Consider the following 15,504-nt stretch of genomic DNA (forward strand, 5'->3'; position numbering starts at 1 on the left):
GTCCCCCCGCCGCGTCGAGAACTGCGAGAGGACGGCTGTCTCCGGTGGGATCACCCCTCTGGCGGCAACTTGTCGATGGCCGCGGTGAGAGCCGGATCGAACCGGACCGACAGGAGCCGCTTCTCGAACGGCAGGTGCACGTCGTAAGTGGTGCCGTCGGCGTGCCGGGCGTGCACGGCGACCGGGCTGTCGATGCTGGGCTGGAACGGGAACCGGAACGCCGCCCAGCCGTTGCCGCAGACCAGCGCCGCACAGCGATGGTCGCCGATCCGGGCGCGGACCTCGGCGGGCAGCACGCCGGCGGAGTGGATGCCGTCGGCGTACGGGTCCGAATGCAACCTCCGGCGCCCCAGCCGGTCCACCCGCAGCCGCCCGTCGCCGTCGACGAACACCCAGAACCGCGGCACACCCCGGATCGGCCGCCACCCCCGCCGCACCGTCGTGACGGTCACTCGCAGTACCTGCGCGAAGTCCCGCCGCGCCGCCACCGACGGATCCCCGCCCAGCACACCGCCGATCTCGTCCATGCCGGCATCCTGCCTGACGCGGCGCCGAGACCGTGTGGCCACTTCCGGCTCGAATCGAGCCGGAAAGTGGCACACGGGTTGGCGGTGACCGTCGCGTTCGCCGGTGGTGGCGGGGCGGGCGGGTTGGCGGTGACCGTCGCATTCGCCCGGAGGCCGCCGGGCGGTCCGGTGGGCCGCCCGGCTTGCGGGGACGATGCGGGGCGGCCCGATTCGGTGGAGCCGACGGGCGTACCACCGCGGGGTTTTCGGGGTGTTCAGAGGCCGAAGGCGAGGAGGACGAAACCGTTGTCGCTCGGGTAGTACGGCCAGTAACCGGACTGTATGTAGACCATGCCGTCGGCGATCACCGCGCCGCCGCTGCCGGAGACCGCGCTTCCGGTTCCGGTCAGGCCGTTCACGCCCTGGAAGTCACGCAGGGTGTCGAACTGCCACAGCACCGCGCCGGTACGCGCCGAGTAGGCCCGGAACTTGCCGTCGTTGCTGCCCTCGAACACCACACCGGGACTGCTGCTGACCGCGGGGGCGTGCGCGGGCTGGCACACCTCGGGGAACGCGGCGGCCCCGCCGGTGGTGCACCCGTCGGCCGGGTTCGGGGTCTGCCACAGCACCGTGCCGTCGGCCGGGTTCACCGCGAACAGGGTGCCGGGGTCGGCGAAGTAGGTCGCCACGTACAGCCGCTTGCCGTCGTAGCTGCTGCCCCACTGGATGCCGGAGACCCCGCCGCTGGGCAGGGGCACCCCGAGCTGCCGCCGCCACTGGACCTTGCCGGTGCGGGCGTCGAACACGTGGTAGACGCCGCTCTTCTGGCCGACCCCGACGAGGGTACGGCCGGCGACGGTGAAGATGTTCGGGGTGGCGCCGATGTCGTAGTCGAGGTTGGTGCCGTCCTTCAGCCCCGGGCAGTAGCCCTCCGCGTCCGGCTCGTTGCACAGGCTGCGCCACGTGTCGGCCCGGGTTACCTGATTCTTCCAGCGGACCTTGCCGGTACGGGCGTCCAGCGCCAGCAGCGAGTCGAAGTCCCCGGCGCTGCCGGTGTAGTTCTGCCCGGTGCCCACGTACAGCGTGTTCGTCCGCGGGTCGATCACCGGGGAACTCCACACCCCGGCGCCGGACGGCTCCCAGCGGGCCGCACCACTCGGCCACGTGCCCACCCGGACCGGCTCGGGCACCGTCCAGTAGCGCCACACCTGCGCGCCGGTGTCGGCGTCGAGGGCGTCGATGTGCCCGCGGAACGTGCAGCACTGGTAGTCGGCGCCGCCGGTGTTCTCCCCACTGGACGCCCCGATGTAGATCTTCCCGTCGTGGTAGAGCGGCGAACTGGTGTGCATGCCGGCCGGGTGCGTCTCGGTGTCCCGGGACCATTTCAGGGCGCCGGTGCGCTGGTCGAGGGCGTAGACGTAGCCCTGGCTGTCGCCGAAGTAGACCTTGCCCCGGGCCACCGCGGGCCCGTCCTGGACCACGCCGCCCGGTGTCACCGGGAACGTCCAGCGGGTGGCGCCGCTCTTGGCGTCCAGCGCGTAGAACATGCCGTCCGGCCCGCCGAAGTAGATGACGCCGTCGACCACCGCGGGCTGGCTCTTGGCCGGGGCGTCGGTCTTCGGGTAGGCGAACGCCCACTTGAGTTTCAGCCGGCCGGCGTTGGCCGCGGTGATCCGGTGCTCGGCCGCGTTGTGCCGGGATCCGTAGGTGTCGCCCTGCCAGGTCGGCCAGTCGCCGTCGCGCCCACCGGCCGGGGCCGGCCCGGCCGCACCGGCGACGATCAGGAGCAGGACACTGATGAGTACGGTCGATCGGAACGGGATGCGGGACATCATCACTCCCCGTGTGGTGGCTTTCGGGTCACTGTAGAAGGTGACGTCCATCGATGTCTTGATCATCGGCCGGGGAGATGGGCCGTTCGGGGGTGCCGTCCGGGCCGTGGGCGAACTAGGTTTCCAGTCATGGCGGTCCGAACTCACCTGTTGCTCGCGGTCGCGGTGATCGCGCCGCTGGTGGTGGCCGCCGCGGTGCTGGCGGGCTGGCTCGCCGGGCCGGACCGGGCGCTGGCGGTGATCCTGTGGGTGGCTGTCGTCGGTGGTGTGGTCAGCGGTTCTCTGGTCGTGGTGGGTCTTCGCCGCCGGTCTGGTCAGGCTTTCCGGGCCGCCTCGCGCGGGTGAGCAGCAGCCCGATGCCGGTGCCGCCGAGAGTGGAGCCGACCGCGACGGCCAGCACCATCGTGGTGTCGCGGGCGGACATGTCCGGGAAGGCGTGCCGGACCAGAACGAAGAGCCCCACATAGAAGCCGCCGATGATCATCGCGACGATCAGTGAGACCGCGATCCGGAAGGTCCTGATCTTCTCCTGGAACCAGATCAGCTGCCGGTAGCGGTCGAGGGTGTCCCGGTCTCGGGTCGCGTAGACGATCATCTTCTCGTCGTGGTCGCGCTGGTCGGCGGGCGGTCTGTCCACCCGGATCAGGGCCGGGTCGGCGCGGTCGGCGGTCAGGGCGGCGTCGACGGCCGGCCGCAGGCGTTCGACGAGGCCGTGCGGCTGGGCCGCCGGCCATCCGGGGCACTCCAGGAACAGGACCTCACGGATCACGGCCCGCACCCGTCTTTCCCGGAACGGAGTCAGGGCGTGCCGTCCCCGGCAGTCCTCGACGATCGCCGGGATGACCTGCTCGCTGAGGTGGATGACCTGGTCGATCAGGCCGGCCCCGGCTCGGCGGGTGCCCGCGGTCAGGATCTCGTCCGGGCCGAGGAGCAGGAAGGCGCGCTGCTGTTCGGACAGCCACCGGTCGGGCAGGACGACCGCGCCCAGCATGAGACCGCGCGCGGCATCCCGGCCGGTCTTGGTGGGCAGGGCCCGAAGCCGCTGCTCGATCAGCCACCCCTTGGTCTCTTGTGGCTGTGGCGTGTCCGTGACCATCCGAGCCGTCCTCGGTGTCTCAGCGCGCTACAATCGGTCGCCGGTAGATTCAACTTGAATCAACTTGTTTCATCTTTCTTGAAGTTGACTAGAGTTGACTCGACTACAGTCGAATCTACTCTGCTCACTCGGGGTGAACAAGGCCCTACCGGGGCTCGGAAGGTGGCAGTCGTGGCTACACCCGGAGCGATCCAACTGGCCCAGCGCCTGCGCGCTCTGCGTGAACAGGCCGGGCTCAAACAGAGTGAGCTGGCGCTGATCTTCACCGAGGACGGCCGGCCGGTCAGCTCGGCCGCGGTGTCCTCCTGGGAGCGCCCCAAGGAGCCGGTGATGCTCCCGGAGAACCGGGCGGAGCCGTACGCCCGGCTGTTCACCCTGGCCGGCGCCCCACGGCGGATGGTGCCGCGGGACCGGCTCACCCCGGAGCAGGACACCCGGCGCCGGGAGATCCTCGACGGGCTGCGCGACCTGATGGATGAGGCCCGTGGTGGCCCGGCCCCGGCCGATGTGGCCCGTGCCGCGCAGTACCGGTCGTGGTTCTTCGCCGACGGCGGCCCCGTCGTGATCGTGATCCCGGACGCCGGGGAGAGCGCGGTCGGCCCGCTCGCCGCCGAGACCCATCCGAACTTCACGGCCCTGCACCGCTATGCCGATCTCGACGCGCTGTTCGAGCTGCACGGGCACATCCGGGCGGAGAACGACCCGTCGCTCCCGGTGACCTTCAAACCGGCGTCCATGGTGGTGGCCGACGATCTCTCCAGTCATCTCGTCCTGATCGGCGGCATCGGGTGGAACCCGGTCACCCGCCGCCTGCTGCGGCTGCTGGAGAGGCTGCCGGTGCGCCAGTTCGAGAGCGAGACCCTGAAATCCGGCGATCTCTTCGCGGTCGGTCACGGCGCTGAGGAGCGGGTGTTCGAGCCGGTCTGGTCGCAGACCGACGGGGAGGCGCACCGGGAGCTGGAGGAGGACGTCGGCCTGCTGGCCCGGGTGATCAATCCGTTCAACTCCAGCCGCACCCTGACCCTGTGCAACGGCATCCACAGCCGCGGTGTGCTGGGCGCGGTCCGGGCACTGACCGACGCGCAGGTGCGGGAGGCCAACGAGGCGTTCCTGGCCCGGCGGTTCCCCAAGGGGGAGTTCGGGATGCTGGTCCGGGTGCCGGTCTTCCACGGGCAGGCCCTGTCGCCGGATTTCCTGATCCCGGAGAACATCCTGTTCGCCTGGCCCGACGCCCCGGCACAGCGGCGCGAGCGCGGCTGACCATGCGGACGTCAGCTCAGCGCACCGACCACGACCGGCTCCTGCGCCGGGTCGAATGGCGCCCGGACGAGACCCCGGCCGGCGGGCCGATCGAGGCGATCATCGTGCCCGCCTCGCGCCGGGCACACCACCTGCGCGGTGTCGTCGAACTGGCCGCGGACCACCGGGCCGTCCTGGTGGTGCTCGCGTCGCAGCGCTGTGATCTGGGGGAGACCGCCGAGCTGGTGGCCCGGACACCCGGGGCCCGGGCGGTCCTCGCCGAGGTGCGCACCGCCGGCGCCGGAGGACTGCGCGGGCTGGCCACCTCTTCCGAGCGGTTCCGGATGCTGAGCGGTGACCGGATCAGTGACCTGAGCTTGAAGCGCAACACCGGGCTCCTGCTGGCGCTCCACCGCGGCTGGCACAAGATCATGTTTCTGGACGACGACATCATCCGCCTCGGCCGGGATCATCTGGCCCGGATCGCCCACCACCTGGACACCAACCGGTACGCGGGCCTGCGCTCCACCGCCTTCCCGGACAACTCGGTGGTGTGCCACGCCAACCGGGCGATCGGCCGCCCGCAGGGCATCTTCGTCAGCGGCGCGGCCCTCGGCGTCCACACCGCCGATGACGGCTCTGAGCTGCAAATATTCCCCGATATCTATAATGAGGACTGGTTCGCGCTCGCCGGCGAGGCCGGCCGTACCGGGGTGGCGCACGCCGGCGACGTCGGGCAGCTGGAGTACAACCCGTTCGAGGACCCGTCCCGGGCGGCCCGCGAGGAGTTCGGCGACCTGCTCGCCGAGGGCCTCTACGCGCTCTTCAACGACGGTGACGGGCTGTCGCGGGCCACCGAGGCCTACTGGCAGCGGTTCATCCGGGACCGCCGCGGCCTCATCCTGGGCATCATGCGGGAGCTGGAGAAGGACGAGACCTCCGAGCGGCGGCAGGCGGTGAAATCGTTGTTCGAGGCGCTCATCCGGCTCGACGGCATCACACCCGCCGACTGCACCGCCTTCCTGCGGGCCTGGCGCGAGGACCAGCGCCGGTTCACGCGGCTGGCGGAGCGGGCCCGGGCCGGCCGGTGCGACTATCCGGAGGCCTTCGCGGCTCTCGGTGTCACCCGGTGGCGCGAGGTGAGTTTCGGGTACGCGCCGGCCCTGGTCACCAGCGCGAGCGGTCGCCACTGAACCGCAGCTGCTCCTCCACCCGATCCTGGCCGTCCAGCGGCTGGGTGACCTTCGTCGGCACGAAACCCAGCGACTCGTACAGGCTGAACGCGGCGGCATTCGGCATGATCACCCAGACGTAGACGGCACCCCGGCGGGCCGGGCGCTTGCCCTCGATCAGGCGGCGGACCAGGGTGGACGCGACACCCTGCCGCCGAAACCCGGGGTCGGTCCACACCGATTCGACGTACGCGTCGACCCCGTCCATCGACAACCGGGCCAATCCGGCGGTACGGGTCCCGGCCTCGGCCACCGCCCACAGCCCGGTCCGCCACGACTCCCGCCAGCGGTCCTCGGTCCACGACGACTCGGGTGGGCGCCAGGGCAGAAAGGCGCCGGGGGAGTCCCGGAGCGCGGCCTGCCGGGCGTCCCGGGCCAGACGCCACTCGTCCGGGGCCAGCAGCCGGGCCCGAACCGGGTGGTGTCCGTCGTCATCCGGTTCCGGGTTGCCCATCCGCACACTCTCCCAGCAGTCGGCCACACTCACCATTCTCAATGTGACGGACGGGTGCCACGCCGATGTCCGGCGCCGGGTGGACCGGCGTAAACCGAGGCGGTAGAAACGGTCAACTCGCGGATGGACGACGGGGCACAAGCGATTCACTAGCCTCGATTTCTCCAGGCCCGGCGGATGTCCGGGCGTTTCATCGAGGAGGATTCGAGATGCGCGAGCGTGTGCGGGCGACGATGGTCGTCGTGATGTCAGGGGTTCTGCTGGCGGCCTTTCCGGCCGCCGCTCAGGCGGCCCAGGACAACCCGGTCAACGGCACGACCAACGGGGACATGTCGTGGACCACCTACACCCGGGTCCGGCATGACGTGGACGGCACCAGCATCATCTTCAAGCCCACTCTGCTGCCGCCCGGCGGGATGTGCATGGCGCTGCGGAACAACAACTCCGGCGCCGCGTTCGGGCACGGGCCGTGCTGGAGCGCCGGCGATTACAGTGCCAAGGCCGTAGCCTCCGGCGTCCCCGCCAACACCGAGTTCCGGGTGATGGCGCGGCAACGCGCGAGTTCGTGGGGGACCAGCCAGTGGTCCGGGATCCTGCGTTACTGAGGCGGCCCGGCCAGCATGGCCAGGCGCAGCACCCCGTCGCGCACCGGCAGGGCATGCCGGACGTGACTCATCCGGGCTGCCAGGCCGGCCACCCGGGCCAGGCGCTGGGTGGCCGGGCGGCGGCGGTGATCGTACGCGATCAGGGCCTGTGATGTTGATCTTGTCTGGCGCAGGCAGGCCGCCAGGGTGACCGCGTCGATGATCGCCTCGCAGGCGCCGCGGCCCAGGTCCGGGGTCATCGCGTGGGCGGCGTCGCCGATCAGGGCGACCTCGCCGCGCACGTAGGACGGCAGCGGGGGCGTCACATGGATGTCGTGGCGCAGGATCGACTGCTCGTCCAGGGCGTCCAGCACCGGCCGGACCGGGTCCGCCCACCCGCGGAACATCGCGCGCAGGGCGGCGGCCTCCCGGCCGGGCTGGAAGCGGCCCTCGGGGAGGGCGGCCGAGGCGAACCAGTTGGTGCGGCCGTCCTCCTGCGGGGTGACGCCGAACTTCACACCCCGGCCCCAGGTCTCCACGAACGCGCCGGCCGGCATGCCGTCGATGGTGCCGCGCCAGGCCGTGCTGCCCGAGTATCGGGCCCGGAACCGGCTGCCGAACAGCCTCTCCCGGCTGCGGCTGAACACGCCGTCGGCCACCACCACCAGGTCGGCGCCGGTGGTGGACGGATCGTCGACCGGGCTGCCGAACCGGACGTCGGCGCCGGCCGCCCGGTGCAGGACGGTGAGCAGCGCCGGGCGGGACACCAGGTGGACGCCGTCGCTGCTGACCGTGGTGATGCGGGAGCCGTCGGGGCGGCGGAACTCGCCCCGCTCCTGCGGAAGGCCGGCCGCCCGGACCTCGGTGCCGAGACCGATGTCGTCCAGGGCCTTCAGAGCGGCCGGCCACATGCCCAGGGCGGTGCCGGTGGTGGGCAGGGCGTGGTCCCGCTCGTGCACGGTCACCGCCCAGCCGTCCCGGCTCAGTGCCGCCGCCACGGCCAGTCCACCGATGCCGGCGCCGATGATCAACGCGTGTCGTTCCATGCTTCGACCGTACAACAGATGTTGTTTTTGAACTATAGGTGTTGTGGCTGGATAGAGTGATCGGGTGCCATCCCGTCAAGAAGTCCTGCTCGACGTCGCCATCGAGATCCTCGGCAGCCAGGGGGTGCGCGCGCTCACCCACCGTGCCGTCGACACCGCCGCCGCACTGCCCGCCGGATCCACCGCGAACTACTACAAAACTCGCGAATCGCTGCTCGCGGCGATCGTCGCCCGCTTCGCCGACCGGGACCGCGCCACCTGGCAGACCATCGCCTCGTTCGTCCGGCCGGCCAGCCCCGCCGAACTCGCCACGGCACTCGTCGCGTACGTCCGCCGAGCCCTCGGGCCGGAACGCACCGTGACCGTCGCCCGCTACACCCTGTTCCTGGAGGCGGCGGTCCGCCCTGAACTGCGCGAACCTCTGGCCCGCTCCGCCCAGCAGCTCCGCGAGTGGGCGACCGCATGGGTACGTGACGTCGGGTCCACCGACCCCGGCGCCGACTGTGTCGCCATCCTCGACTATCTGGACGGTCTCCTGCTGCACCAGATCACGTTTCCCGGCGTGCTGGACGATGTGGAGGCCGCCGTCGAACGCGATGTTCGAAGGCTCTGCGGTGGGGTATAGGGTCTGCCGATGCGGATTCGGAAACTGGTGCGCAAGCACCACGAAGCGGCCAAGTTCCTGGTGGTCGGTGGGATCTGCTTCGTCGCCACCACGGCCGTCAACTACGCCCTCAAACTGACCGTCCTCGGCGACAAACCGGTGACCGCCCTGGCCATCGCGACGATCGTCAGCACGGTGCTGTCCTACATCCTCAACCGGGAATGGTCCTTCCGCACCCGGGGAGGCCGCGAACAGCATCATGAGGCCGCCCTGTTCTTCTCGGTCAGCGCGGTCGGCGTCGCTCTCAACTCGGTGCCGCTCGCCATCTCCCGCTACGTCTTCCATTTGCAGGTGCCGGAGGTGAGCCGATCGGTCCAGGAGACCGCCGACTTCATCAGCGGCATCATCATCGGCACCCTGATCGCCATGGTGTTCCGGCTGTGGGCGTTCAAGACGTTCGTGTTCCCCGAGGCCGACGCCCGCGTCCGCCCACCCCGCCGCACCGGCGCCCGCGGCCCCCGCAGCACGGTGACCCGCCACGAGCCGGAGACCGAACTCAGCCGTCAGATCCCCTGATAGCCGGGATCCTCGCCGTCGGCCGGGCTCAGGCAGGCACTGGTCAGGTGGACGGCGACACGGTCCGAATCCGGGATGGGAATCAGCTTCACGACGATACCGGTGGCCGGGTCGCGTGCGGTGAGACCGGTCCCCTCGAACCCACTGCGCACCCACCATTGGCGGATTTTGTCGACCGCCCCGGGCTGGTCGAGATACCCGTTGCCGCGATAGAGCCATGGCGCCTTTCGCGGGGTGGTCATCTTCGACTGTTCGCACGGCTCCGGCCCGTCTCGGCGTAGCAGCAACTCGTTGCCGGCGGCCCGCTGCAAGCCGTCAGCGGCCGCCTCGACCTCGGCGCGCACCTCGGCCAGCGGGCGTGCGTCGGGGGTCTGCGACTCCGCCCGGTTCACCGCGAACAGCGAGGCGGCCACGACCGCGCCGGGAATCAGCATCGCGACGAGAAACAGAACTCGAAACCGGGGCATTCGCGCAACGTATCAACCATCGTCACCCGGTCTTTCGACGCTGGGGCCGTGGACACCGGGAGCGTGAACCGCTGAGGGACATCTGCCCGGGGCGGGCGGTTCGCTGCAGGATGGATTGACCCGTACGTACGGTTTCGTTCCCTGGAAGGGCGCCGCATGACCGTCACCGACATCCTCTCGCCCGCCTGCCTGGCCGACCCCACTGAAGTGTGGGCGGCGTTGCGGGAGACCGAGCCGCTCGCGTTTCACGAGGGGATGAACGCGTATGTGATCAGCCGCTACGCCGACGTCGAGCGGGCGCTGAAGGACCCCGTCTTCACCAGTGACAACTACGCCTGGCAGATGGAACCCGTACACGGGCGGACGATTCTGCAAATGGACGGGCGGGAGCATTCGATCCATCGGCGGCTGGTCACTCCGGCTTTTCGCGGCAGTGAGTTGACCAACCGTTTCGTCCCGGTGATGCGGCGGAACGCCACCGAGTTGATCGACGCCTTCCGGTATGACGGCGAGGTGGATCTGGTGGACGCTTTCACGACCCGGTTCCCGATCAACGTCATCGTGGACATGCTGGGCCTGCCCAAGGCGGATCATGCGCTGTTCCACCGCTGGTACACGTCCCTGATGGAGTTCCTGGCGAATCTGGCCCAAGATCCGGCGGTGGCGGCCGCGGGGCTGCGCACCCGGGACGAGCTGGCCGCCTATCTGCTGCCGCGGATCGCCGAGCGCCGGGCGGATCCCCGCGACGATCTGATGTCGGTGTTGTGCACCGCGGAGATCGACGGCGCGCGAATGACCGCCGAGGAGATCAAGGCGTTTGTCAGCCTGCTGCTGCTCGCGGGTGGGGAGACCACCGACAAGGCGCTGGCGAGTCTGATGCTCAACCTGATTCAGAACCCGGACCAGATGGCCGCGGTACGCGCGGACCGCACCCTGATCGCCCGGGCGCTCGCCGAGACGTTGCGGCATTCACCGCCCGTTCAGATGATCATGCGGCAGCCGGATGCCGACGTGGAGTTGTCCGGCGGCGTCGTGCCGGCCGGGGCGACGGTGGTCTGCCTGATCGCGGCGGCGAACCGGGATCCGCGCCGCTACGCCGACCCGGACCGGTTCGATCTGACCCGGCCGGATCTGGATTTCGCCAAGGCGTTCACGGCGGCCGCCAATCATGCCGGTTTTGCGCTCGGCCGGCATTTCTGTGTGGGGGCGATGCTGGCCCGCACCGAGGTGGAGGTGGCGGTGAACATGCTGCTCGACGCCATGTACGACATCGAGCTGGCCGAGCCGGCGGTGGTGCGGGGCCTGTTCACCAGGGCCCCGTCGGCGCTGCGGGTGCGTTATCGTCACTGATCGATGACGAAGCGACTGACCCGGCTGGAGACCGAGGTCCTCGTCTCGCGCGGCATGATCGTGCTGCTGGACGACGCCGGTGACTACGATCTGTCCGGCGCGGACTGGGTGTCGGCGGTGGACAACTGTGTGGTGCTGATCAGTGCCGGCGCCACCGACCACTACGCGGGTGTGACGGTCGAGGTCTGGGGCGGGACGCCGCCGGTGCAGGACGGCTGGGAGGGCGGAAAGGCCGCGCGGGTACGCCTGGACACCGGCTCCGTGGAGATCCAGCCGACGGGTGGTCACGTGCTGCGGATCGGCCCGCCCGGCGACTTCGGGCTGCGGGTCTACGCGTCCGGCCGCACCCGGATCGCCGAGGCGACGCCCCGGTCGGGGATCGAGGAGTTGCGCGGGGTGGAGTCGTTCCTGGTGCAGTTCTGGCCGGCGATCTGGTCCAGTGACCGTGAGCCCAGCCCGGCGCCGCCCACTGGTGACGGCGCCGGACCAGGGTCTCAGGCGGCGTACGAGTTCAGGAACGCCAGCAGGTCGGCGTTGAGCTGGTCCTTGTGCGTGTCGGTGATGCCGTGCGGCGCACCCGCGTACACCTTCAGTTCAGCGTCCTTGATCAGCGCCGCCGACGCCTGGCCGCCGACCTCGAACGGGACCACCTGGTCGTCGTCGCCGTGCACGACGAGCGTGGGGATGTCGAACTTGGCCAGGTCACCGCGGAAGTCGGTGGCCGAGAACGCGGCGATGCACTCGTAGGTGTTGCGGTGCCCGGCGGCCATGCCCTGCAGCCAGAACGAGTCCTTCATGCCCTGCGACACCTGCGCGCCGGGCCGGTTGGCGCCGAAGAACGGGCCGTTGGCGAAGTCCTGGTACAGCTGCGAACGGTCGGCCAGCGAACCGGCGCGGATGCCGTCGAAAACGTCGAGCGGCAGGCCGCCCGGGTTGTCGTCGGTCTTCAACATCAGCGGCGGTACGGCGGACACCAGCACCGCCTGCGCGACCCGGGCGGTGCCGTGGTTGCCGATGTAGCGGGAGATCTCGCCACCACCGGTGGAGAACCCGATCAGCGTGACGTCCCGCAGGTCCAGGTGCTCGATCACGGCGGCCAGGTCGGCGGCGTACGTGTCCATCTCGTTGCCGTGCCAGGTCTGCTCGGACCGGCCGTGCCCACGCCGGTCGTGGGCGATCACCCGGTAGCCGTGGGAGGCCAGGAACAGCTGTTGCGACTCCCAGCTGTCCGAGTTCAGCGGCCATCCGTGGCTGAGCACGGCCGGCCGGCCGGCACCCCAGTCCTTGAAGTAGATCTGCGTGCCGTCGGAGGTGGTGACGAAGCCCATGAGGGTCCTTTCGAGTGGTCTTGCCTTCCCCCTCATGCAACCACCGCCGTACGGCGTGGACCACGCAGGAAATTACGCAGAACCGTCGAGCGCGGCCAGTTCCGCCCGGGCCAGGTCGATGTGCCGGGGCATGTCCTCGTCGAGCATCCGCAACGCCAGCAGCAGGTCGTCGCGGGCCTCGGCGGGCACGCCGAGGCCGATCCGGGCGCGTGCCAGGGTCAGGTGCACCTGGCCGGCCATCGTGGTGCTGGCGAAGTCGCGGACCAGCGTCAACGCCATCTGCGCGGCCTCCAGGGCCTCGGCCCACCGGCCGGCCCGGACCAGGGCCTCGGCCATGAAGGTGTGCGCCCCGGCGAGTGCGCCCTTGCCCGGTGCGGACGCCACCGGCCGGACGGCGACCTCCCGGATCGTGGCGCGGAACTGCTCGACCGCCTCGTCCAGCCGGTCCTGTTCCATCAGCAGCAGGCCGATGCCCTGGAACTGCTGGACGTACGCGTCGTGGTCGCCGGTCTCGTCGAACAGCCGCAGCGCCCGACGGCACGCGTCGAGCGCCTGACCGTGGTGGACCCGGGTGAATCGCCAGGCGGCGGCCGCGTACTGCAGCGCCCAGCCCTGCTGCCGCCGGTCGCCGATCTCCACCGCCAGCCGGTGGGCGGCCATCGCGATCTCCGCGCCCTCCGGTGGCCGGCGGGCGGCGTGGGTGGCGGCCCAGGAGAGGTAGTTGAGGTGGGTCACCTCCTGACGCCGGTCGGGGAGGCGGGCGGCGGCGGCCCGGGACAAGCCGTAGACCTCGTACCAGCCGGCCCAGAACGTCATCCGGTCGGAGAACCAGTGCATCGACTCGGCCACGTCCACCACCAGCTGGTCGGCGCCCGCGTTCGCGGCCCCACGCAACGCCTCCAGCCAGTTCTCCGACTCGGCCTGCAACCAGGCGGCGGCCTCGTCCGCGGTGGCCAGCGGCACCAGGCCGGCCCAGCCGTCCGGGAGGCTGCCGTAGCCCGGTTCGAACCAGCGCCCGGCCACGATCGCGGTGTCCAGCAGCCAGTCGCGCATCCGGCGAGCGGTCTCGGCGCGGGTGCCCGGCGGCTCCTCGATGCGTAACCGTTCGGCCGCGTACAACCGGATCAGATCGTGAAAGCGGTAACGGTCGGCGCCCTCCGGCTGCAGCAGGCCCAGCTCGACCAGCAGCTCCAGACCGTCGACCGCCTCGGGCAGGCCGGTGCCGGTGAGCACGGCCGCGATCGGCGCGGCGAAGTCGACTCCGGGCACGTGCGCCAGCCGCCGGAACAGGGTGGCGGCGTCCTCCGGCAGCTGGGCGTGCGACAGCGCGAACGCGGTGGCCACACCGGTGTCGCCGCTGGTCAGCACGGCCAGCCGGCGGTCCGCGTCGGCCAGCCGGGACACCAGGTGATCGACCGTCCAGGCCGGGCGGGTGGCCAGCCGGGTGCCGGCGATCCGCAACGCCAGCGGCAGATGCCCGCAGAAGTCGGCGACCGAGGCCACCGCACCGGCCGCGCCCGGGTCGACCGCCTGCGCCGCGATGCCCCGCAGCAGCCGCGCCGACTCGTCCGGGACCAGCGGTTCCAGCGCGATCCGGGCGACGTCGTCGAGCCCGCCGAGCAGCCGGCGGCTGGTCACCACGGCCATCCCCGGCCCGTCCCCGGGCAGCAGCGGCCGGATCTGTGCCTCGTTCGCCGCGTTGTCCAGCACCAGCAGGCAGCGGCGTTCGCGCAGCACCGCCCGCAGCTGGCTGGAGCGTTCCGCATCGGTCTCGGCGATCCGCCGCGGGCTGACCTCGCAGGCGCGCAGCAGCCGGACCAGGGCCTCACCGGCCGGCATCGGACTCGCGTCGGTGCCACGCAGATCGAGGTAGAACCGGCCGTCCGGGAACCGTTCCGCCAGCTCGTCGGCCAGCCGCACCGCGAACGCCGTCTTGCCCAGCCCGGCCTGCCCGTGCACCACCACGACCGGGGCGGAGGCGCCGTCCGCCCGGGACCCGGCAGAAGCAACGGCAAGTTCCAATTCGGCGGTACGGCCGACGAAGTCACCGATCGCCCGGGGCATCTCGCACAGCCGGGGCCGTCCGGCGCCGGTGCTGGAACGGCTCTGCTGGGCAATTCCGGTCAGCTCGCCGCGCTGCCGCCGGTCCAGCCCGAGGCCGTCGGCGAGGGCGGCGAGCGTGCGCGCCTGGGCGGCCCGGCTGTGTCCGCGTTCCATGTCGCTGATCGCCCGGGCGCTGACACCGGACGCCTCGGCGAGCTGCTCCATCGTCATCCCGGCGGCCTGTCGCAGGGCGCGCAGGTGGGTGCTGAAGGCCGACACGCCGGTCATCAAAACACAGTCGGGACCTTCGGCCCTGGTGTCGTGGCAACCGTCACGCGCCGGTCCGGTGGCGAGCTGACCGGGGATCAGTCGACGGCGCCGCGGTCGACGAAGCTGTAGGTGCCGCGGCTGCCGCCGTCACCCACCTGCTGGAGGTACAGCGCCGAGCCGTCGTTCTTCACCTGGAGGACACCGTGCCGCTCGCTGACGATCTGGTGGGTGGGGCGGCCCTTCTCGTCCTTCTCGCCGGTGGCCGAGATGGTGAACAGGGTGTCCTGGTTCTCCGTGCACTTCGCGGTGCCGACACTGGTGGGGTCGGTGCCGTCGTTGGTCTTCGCGATCGCACACCAGCGGCCGCCCTCCTCCCGGGGGCGCAGCGCCTCGATCAGATGCTTGTCGCCGCCGGCCGGCACGATCCGGAACAGGGCGCCGTCGTCGGTGCCGTCCCCGATGGCGATCGGTCCCTCGTACGTCGCGCTCCAGTCCTTGTCGTCCTCGGCGATGTGGATCAGAGCCTTCCGCTTCCCGGCGAGGATGTCGTCGACGGAGGCGGATTCGGCGCCGGAGCCGGACCCGGACTCGGAACCGGAGGTGGTCGCGGTGGACTCGGGGGTGGCGGTGGAACCGGAGTCGGCGGAGGCCGTGCCGGCGGTGGGGGCCGGTGCCCCGGATGACGGCTGCTCGGCCGGAGTGCTGCAAGCCTGAAGGAGCAGGGCGACACCGGCGAAGGTGACGCCGACGGTGCGGGGCCGGGTCGAGCGCATAGGTACTGCCTCCCATTTCTCAGTGGCTTGCCCGGCGGTTACCCGACACCGCCCGGCGGTTAACCCCCGGCTGATTGGACCGGTGGGTTCGGGGAAAGTGGTGC

At 70.9% G+C, this 15,504-nt stretch carries 16 protein-coding genes; 7 read left to right on the top strand and 9 right to left on the bottom strand.

Annotated elements, in window-relative coordinates; all coding sequences use genetic code 11:
- Positions 1–50 precede the first annotated feature (50 nt).
- Entirely contained in the window at positions 51–527 is a 477-nt protein-coding gene (locus ACQ0O7_RS11045) for a hypothetical protein (RefSeq protein ID WP_430781851.1), read from the bottom strand.
- Positions 528–781: 254 nt separating this feature from the next.
- Positions 782–2,404 carry a PQQ-binding-like beta-propeller repeat protein gene (locus ACQ0O7_RS11050; protein WP_430781852.1) on the bottom strand — a complete coding sequence of 541 codons (1,623 nt, stop codon included), beginning with the start codon at positions 2,402–2,404 and terminating at the stop codon, positions 782–784.
- 63 nt (positions 2,405–2,467) lie between these two features.
- On the opposite strand from ACQ0O7_RS11050, the gene ACQ0O7_RS11055 reads away from it, so the two are divergent.
- Positions 2,468–2,683: a hypothetical protein gene (locus ACQ0O7_RS11055; protein WP_430781853.1), complete on the top strand. Its 216-nt coding sequence runs from the start codon at positions 2,468–2,470 to the stop codon at positions 2,681–2,683.
- On the opposite strand, the gene ACQ0O7_RS11060 is transcribed toward ACQ0O7_RS11055, so the two are convergent.
- The gene (locus ACQ0O7_RS11060; RefSeq protein ID WP_430781854.1) at positions 2,610–3,434 is read right to left on the bottom strand and encodes a hypothetical protein; all 825 of its coding nucleotides are present in this window, start codon (positions 3,432–3,434) and stop codon (positions 2,610–2,612) included. The two genes, ACQ0O7_RS11055 and ACQ0O7_RS11060, sit on opposite strands and share 74 nt — an antisense overlap.
- Before the next feature lie 171 nt (positions 3,435–3,605).
- Between ACQ0O7_RS11060 and ACQ0O7_RS11065 the strand changes: the two genes are divergently transcribed.
- On the top strand, positions 3,606–4,694 hold the full coding sequence (locus ACQ0O7_RS11065; protein WP_430781855.1) for a helix-turn-helix domain-containing protein: 1,089 nt from the start codon (positions 3,606–3,608) through the stop codon (positions 4,692–4,694).
- Between the two features lie 2 nt (positions 4,695–4,696).
- Complete coding sequence (locus ACQ0O7_RS11070) at positions 4,697–5,866, top strand: hypothetical protein (protein ID WP_430781856.1); 1,170 nt, start codon at positions 4,697–4,699, stop codon at positions 5,864–5,866.
- Here the strand turns inward: ACQ0O7_RS11070 and ACQ0O7_RS11075 are convergent.
- The gene (locus ACQ0O7_RS11075) at positions 5,841–6,392 is read right to left on the bottom strand and encodes a GNAT family N-acetyltransferase (protein ID WP_430781858.1); all 552 of its coding nucleotides are present in this window, start codon (positions 6,390–6,392) and stop codon (positions 5,841–5,843) included. The genes ACQ0O7_RS11070 and ACQ0O7_RS11075 overlap by 26 nt on opposite strands.
- Before the next feature lie 176 nt (positions 6,393–6,568).
- On the opposite strand from ACQ0O7_RS11075, the gene ACQ0O7_RS11080 reads away from it, so the two are divergent.
- On the top strand, positions 6,569–6,964 hold the full coding sequence (locus tag ACQ0O7_RS11080) for a hypothetical protein (protein WP_430781859.1): 396 nt from the start codon (positions 6,569–6,571) through the stop codon (positions 6,962–6,964).
- On the opposite strand, the gene ACQ0O7_RS11085 is transcribed toward ACQ0O7_RS11080, so the two are convergent.
- Positions 6,958–7,989, bottom strand: coding sequence for an FAD-dependent oxidoreductase (locus tag ACQ0O7_RS11085; RefSeq protein WP_430781860.1), 1,032 nt, complete (start codon positions 7,987–7,989; stop codon positions 6,958–6,960). The two genes, ACQ0O7_RS11080 and ACQ0O7_RS11085, sit on opposite strands and share 7 nt — an antisense overlap.
- A 64-nt stretch (positions 7,990–8,053) precedes the next feature.
- Between ACQ0O7_RS11085 and ACQ0O7_RS11090 the strand changes: the two genes are divergently transcribed.
- A complete protein-coding gene (locus ACQ0O7_RS11090) occupies positions 8,054–8,614 on the top strand; it encodes a TetR/AcrR family transcriptional regulator (protein WP_430781861.1) in 561 nt (186 codons plus the stop codon).
- A 9-nt stretch (positions 8,615–8,623) separates the two neighbouring features.
- Positions 8,624–9,169, top strand: coding sequence for a GtrA family protein (locus ACQ0O7_RS11095; protein WP_430781863.1), 546 nt, complete (start codon positions 8,624–8,626; stop codon positions 9,167–9,169).
- On the opposite strand, the gene ACQ0O7_RS11100 is transcribed toward ACQ0O7_RS11095, so the two are convergent.
- Positions 9,157–9,636: a hypothetical protein gene (locus ACQ0O7_RS11100; protein ID WP_430781864.1), complete on the bottom strand. Its 480-nt coding sequence runs from the start codon at positions 9,634–9,636 to the stop codon at positions 9,157–9,159. The two genes, ACQ0O7_RS11095 and ACQ0O7_RS11100, sit on opposite strands and share 13 nt — an antisense overlap.
- Before the next feature lie 156 nt (positions 9,637–9,792).
- On the opposite strand from ACQ0O7_RS11100, the gene ACQ0O7_RS11105 reads away from it, so the two are divergent.
- Complete coding sequence (locus tag ACQ0O7_RS11105) at positions 9,793–10,986, top strand: cytochrome P450 (protein ID WP_430781865.1); 1,194 nt, start codon at positions 9,793–9,795, stop codon at positions 10,984–10,986.
- A 494-nt stretch (positions 10,987–11,480) separates the two neighbouring features.
- Here ACQ0O7_RS11105 and ACQ0O7_RS11110 read toward each other — a convergent pair whose 3' ends face one another.
- The 3 genes from ACQ0O7_RS11110 to ACQ0O7_RS11120 form a co-directional block, all read right to left on the bottom strand.
- Positions 11,481–12,314 (bottom strand): alpha/beta fold hydrolase, encoded by an 834-nt coding sequence (locus ACQ0O7_RS11110; protein ID WP_430781866.1) that lies wholly within the window; start codon positions 12,312–12,314, stop codon positions 11,481–11,483.
- Between the two features lie 72 nt (positions 12,315–12,386).
- On the bottom strand, positions 12,387–14,645 hold the full coding sequence (locus ACQ0O7_RS11115) for an ATP-binding protein (RefSeq protein ID WP_430781867.1): 2,259 nt from the start codon (positions 14,643–14,645) through the stop codon (positions 12,387–12,389).
- Between the two features lie 77 nt (positions 14,646–14,722).
- Positions 14,723–15,400 carry a hypothetical protein gene (locus ACQ0O7_RS11120; protein ID WP_430781868.1) on the bottom strand — a complete coding sequence of 226 codons (678 nt, stop codon included), beginning with the start codon at positions 15,398–15,400 and terminating at the stop codon, positions 14,723–14,725.
- Positions 15,401–15,504 lie beyond the last annotated feature (104 nt).

The organism is Actinoplanes sp. G11-F43 (genome assembly GCF_050589265.1).
Taxonomy (GTDB): Bacteria; Actinomycetota; Actinomycetes; order Mycobacteriales; family Micromonosporaceae; genus Actinoplanes.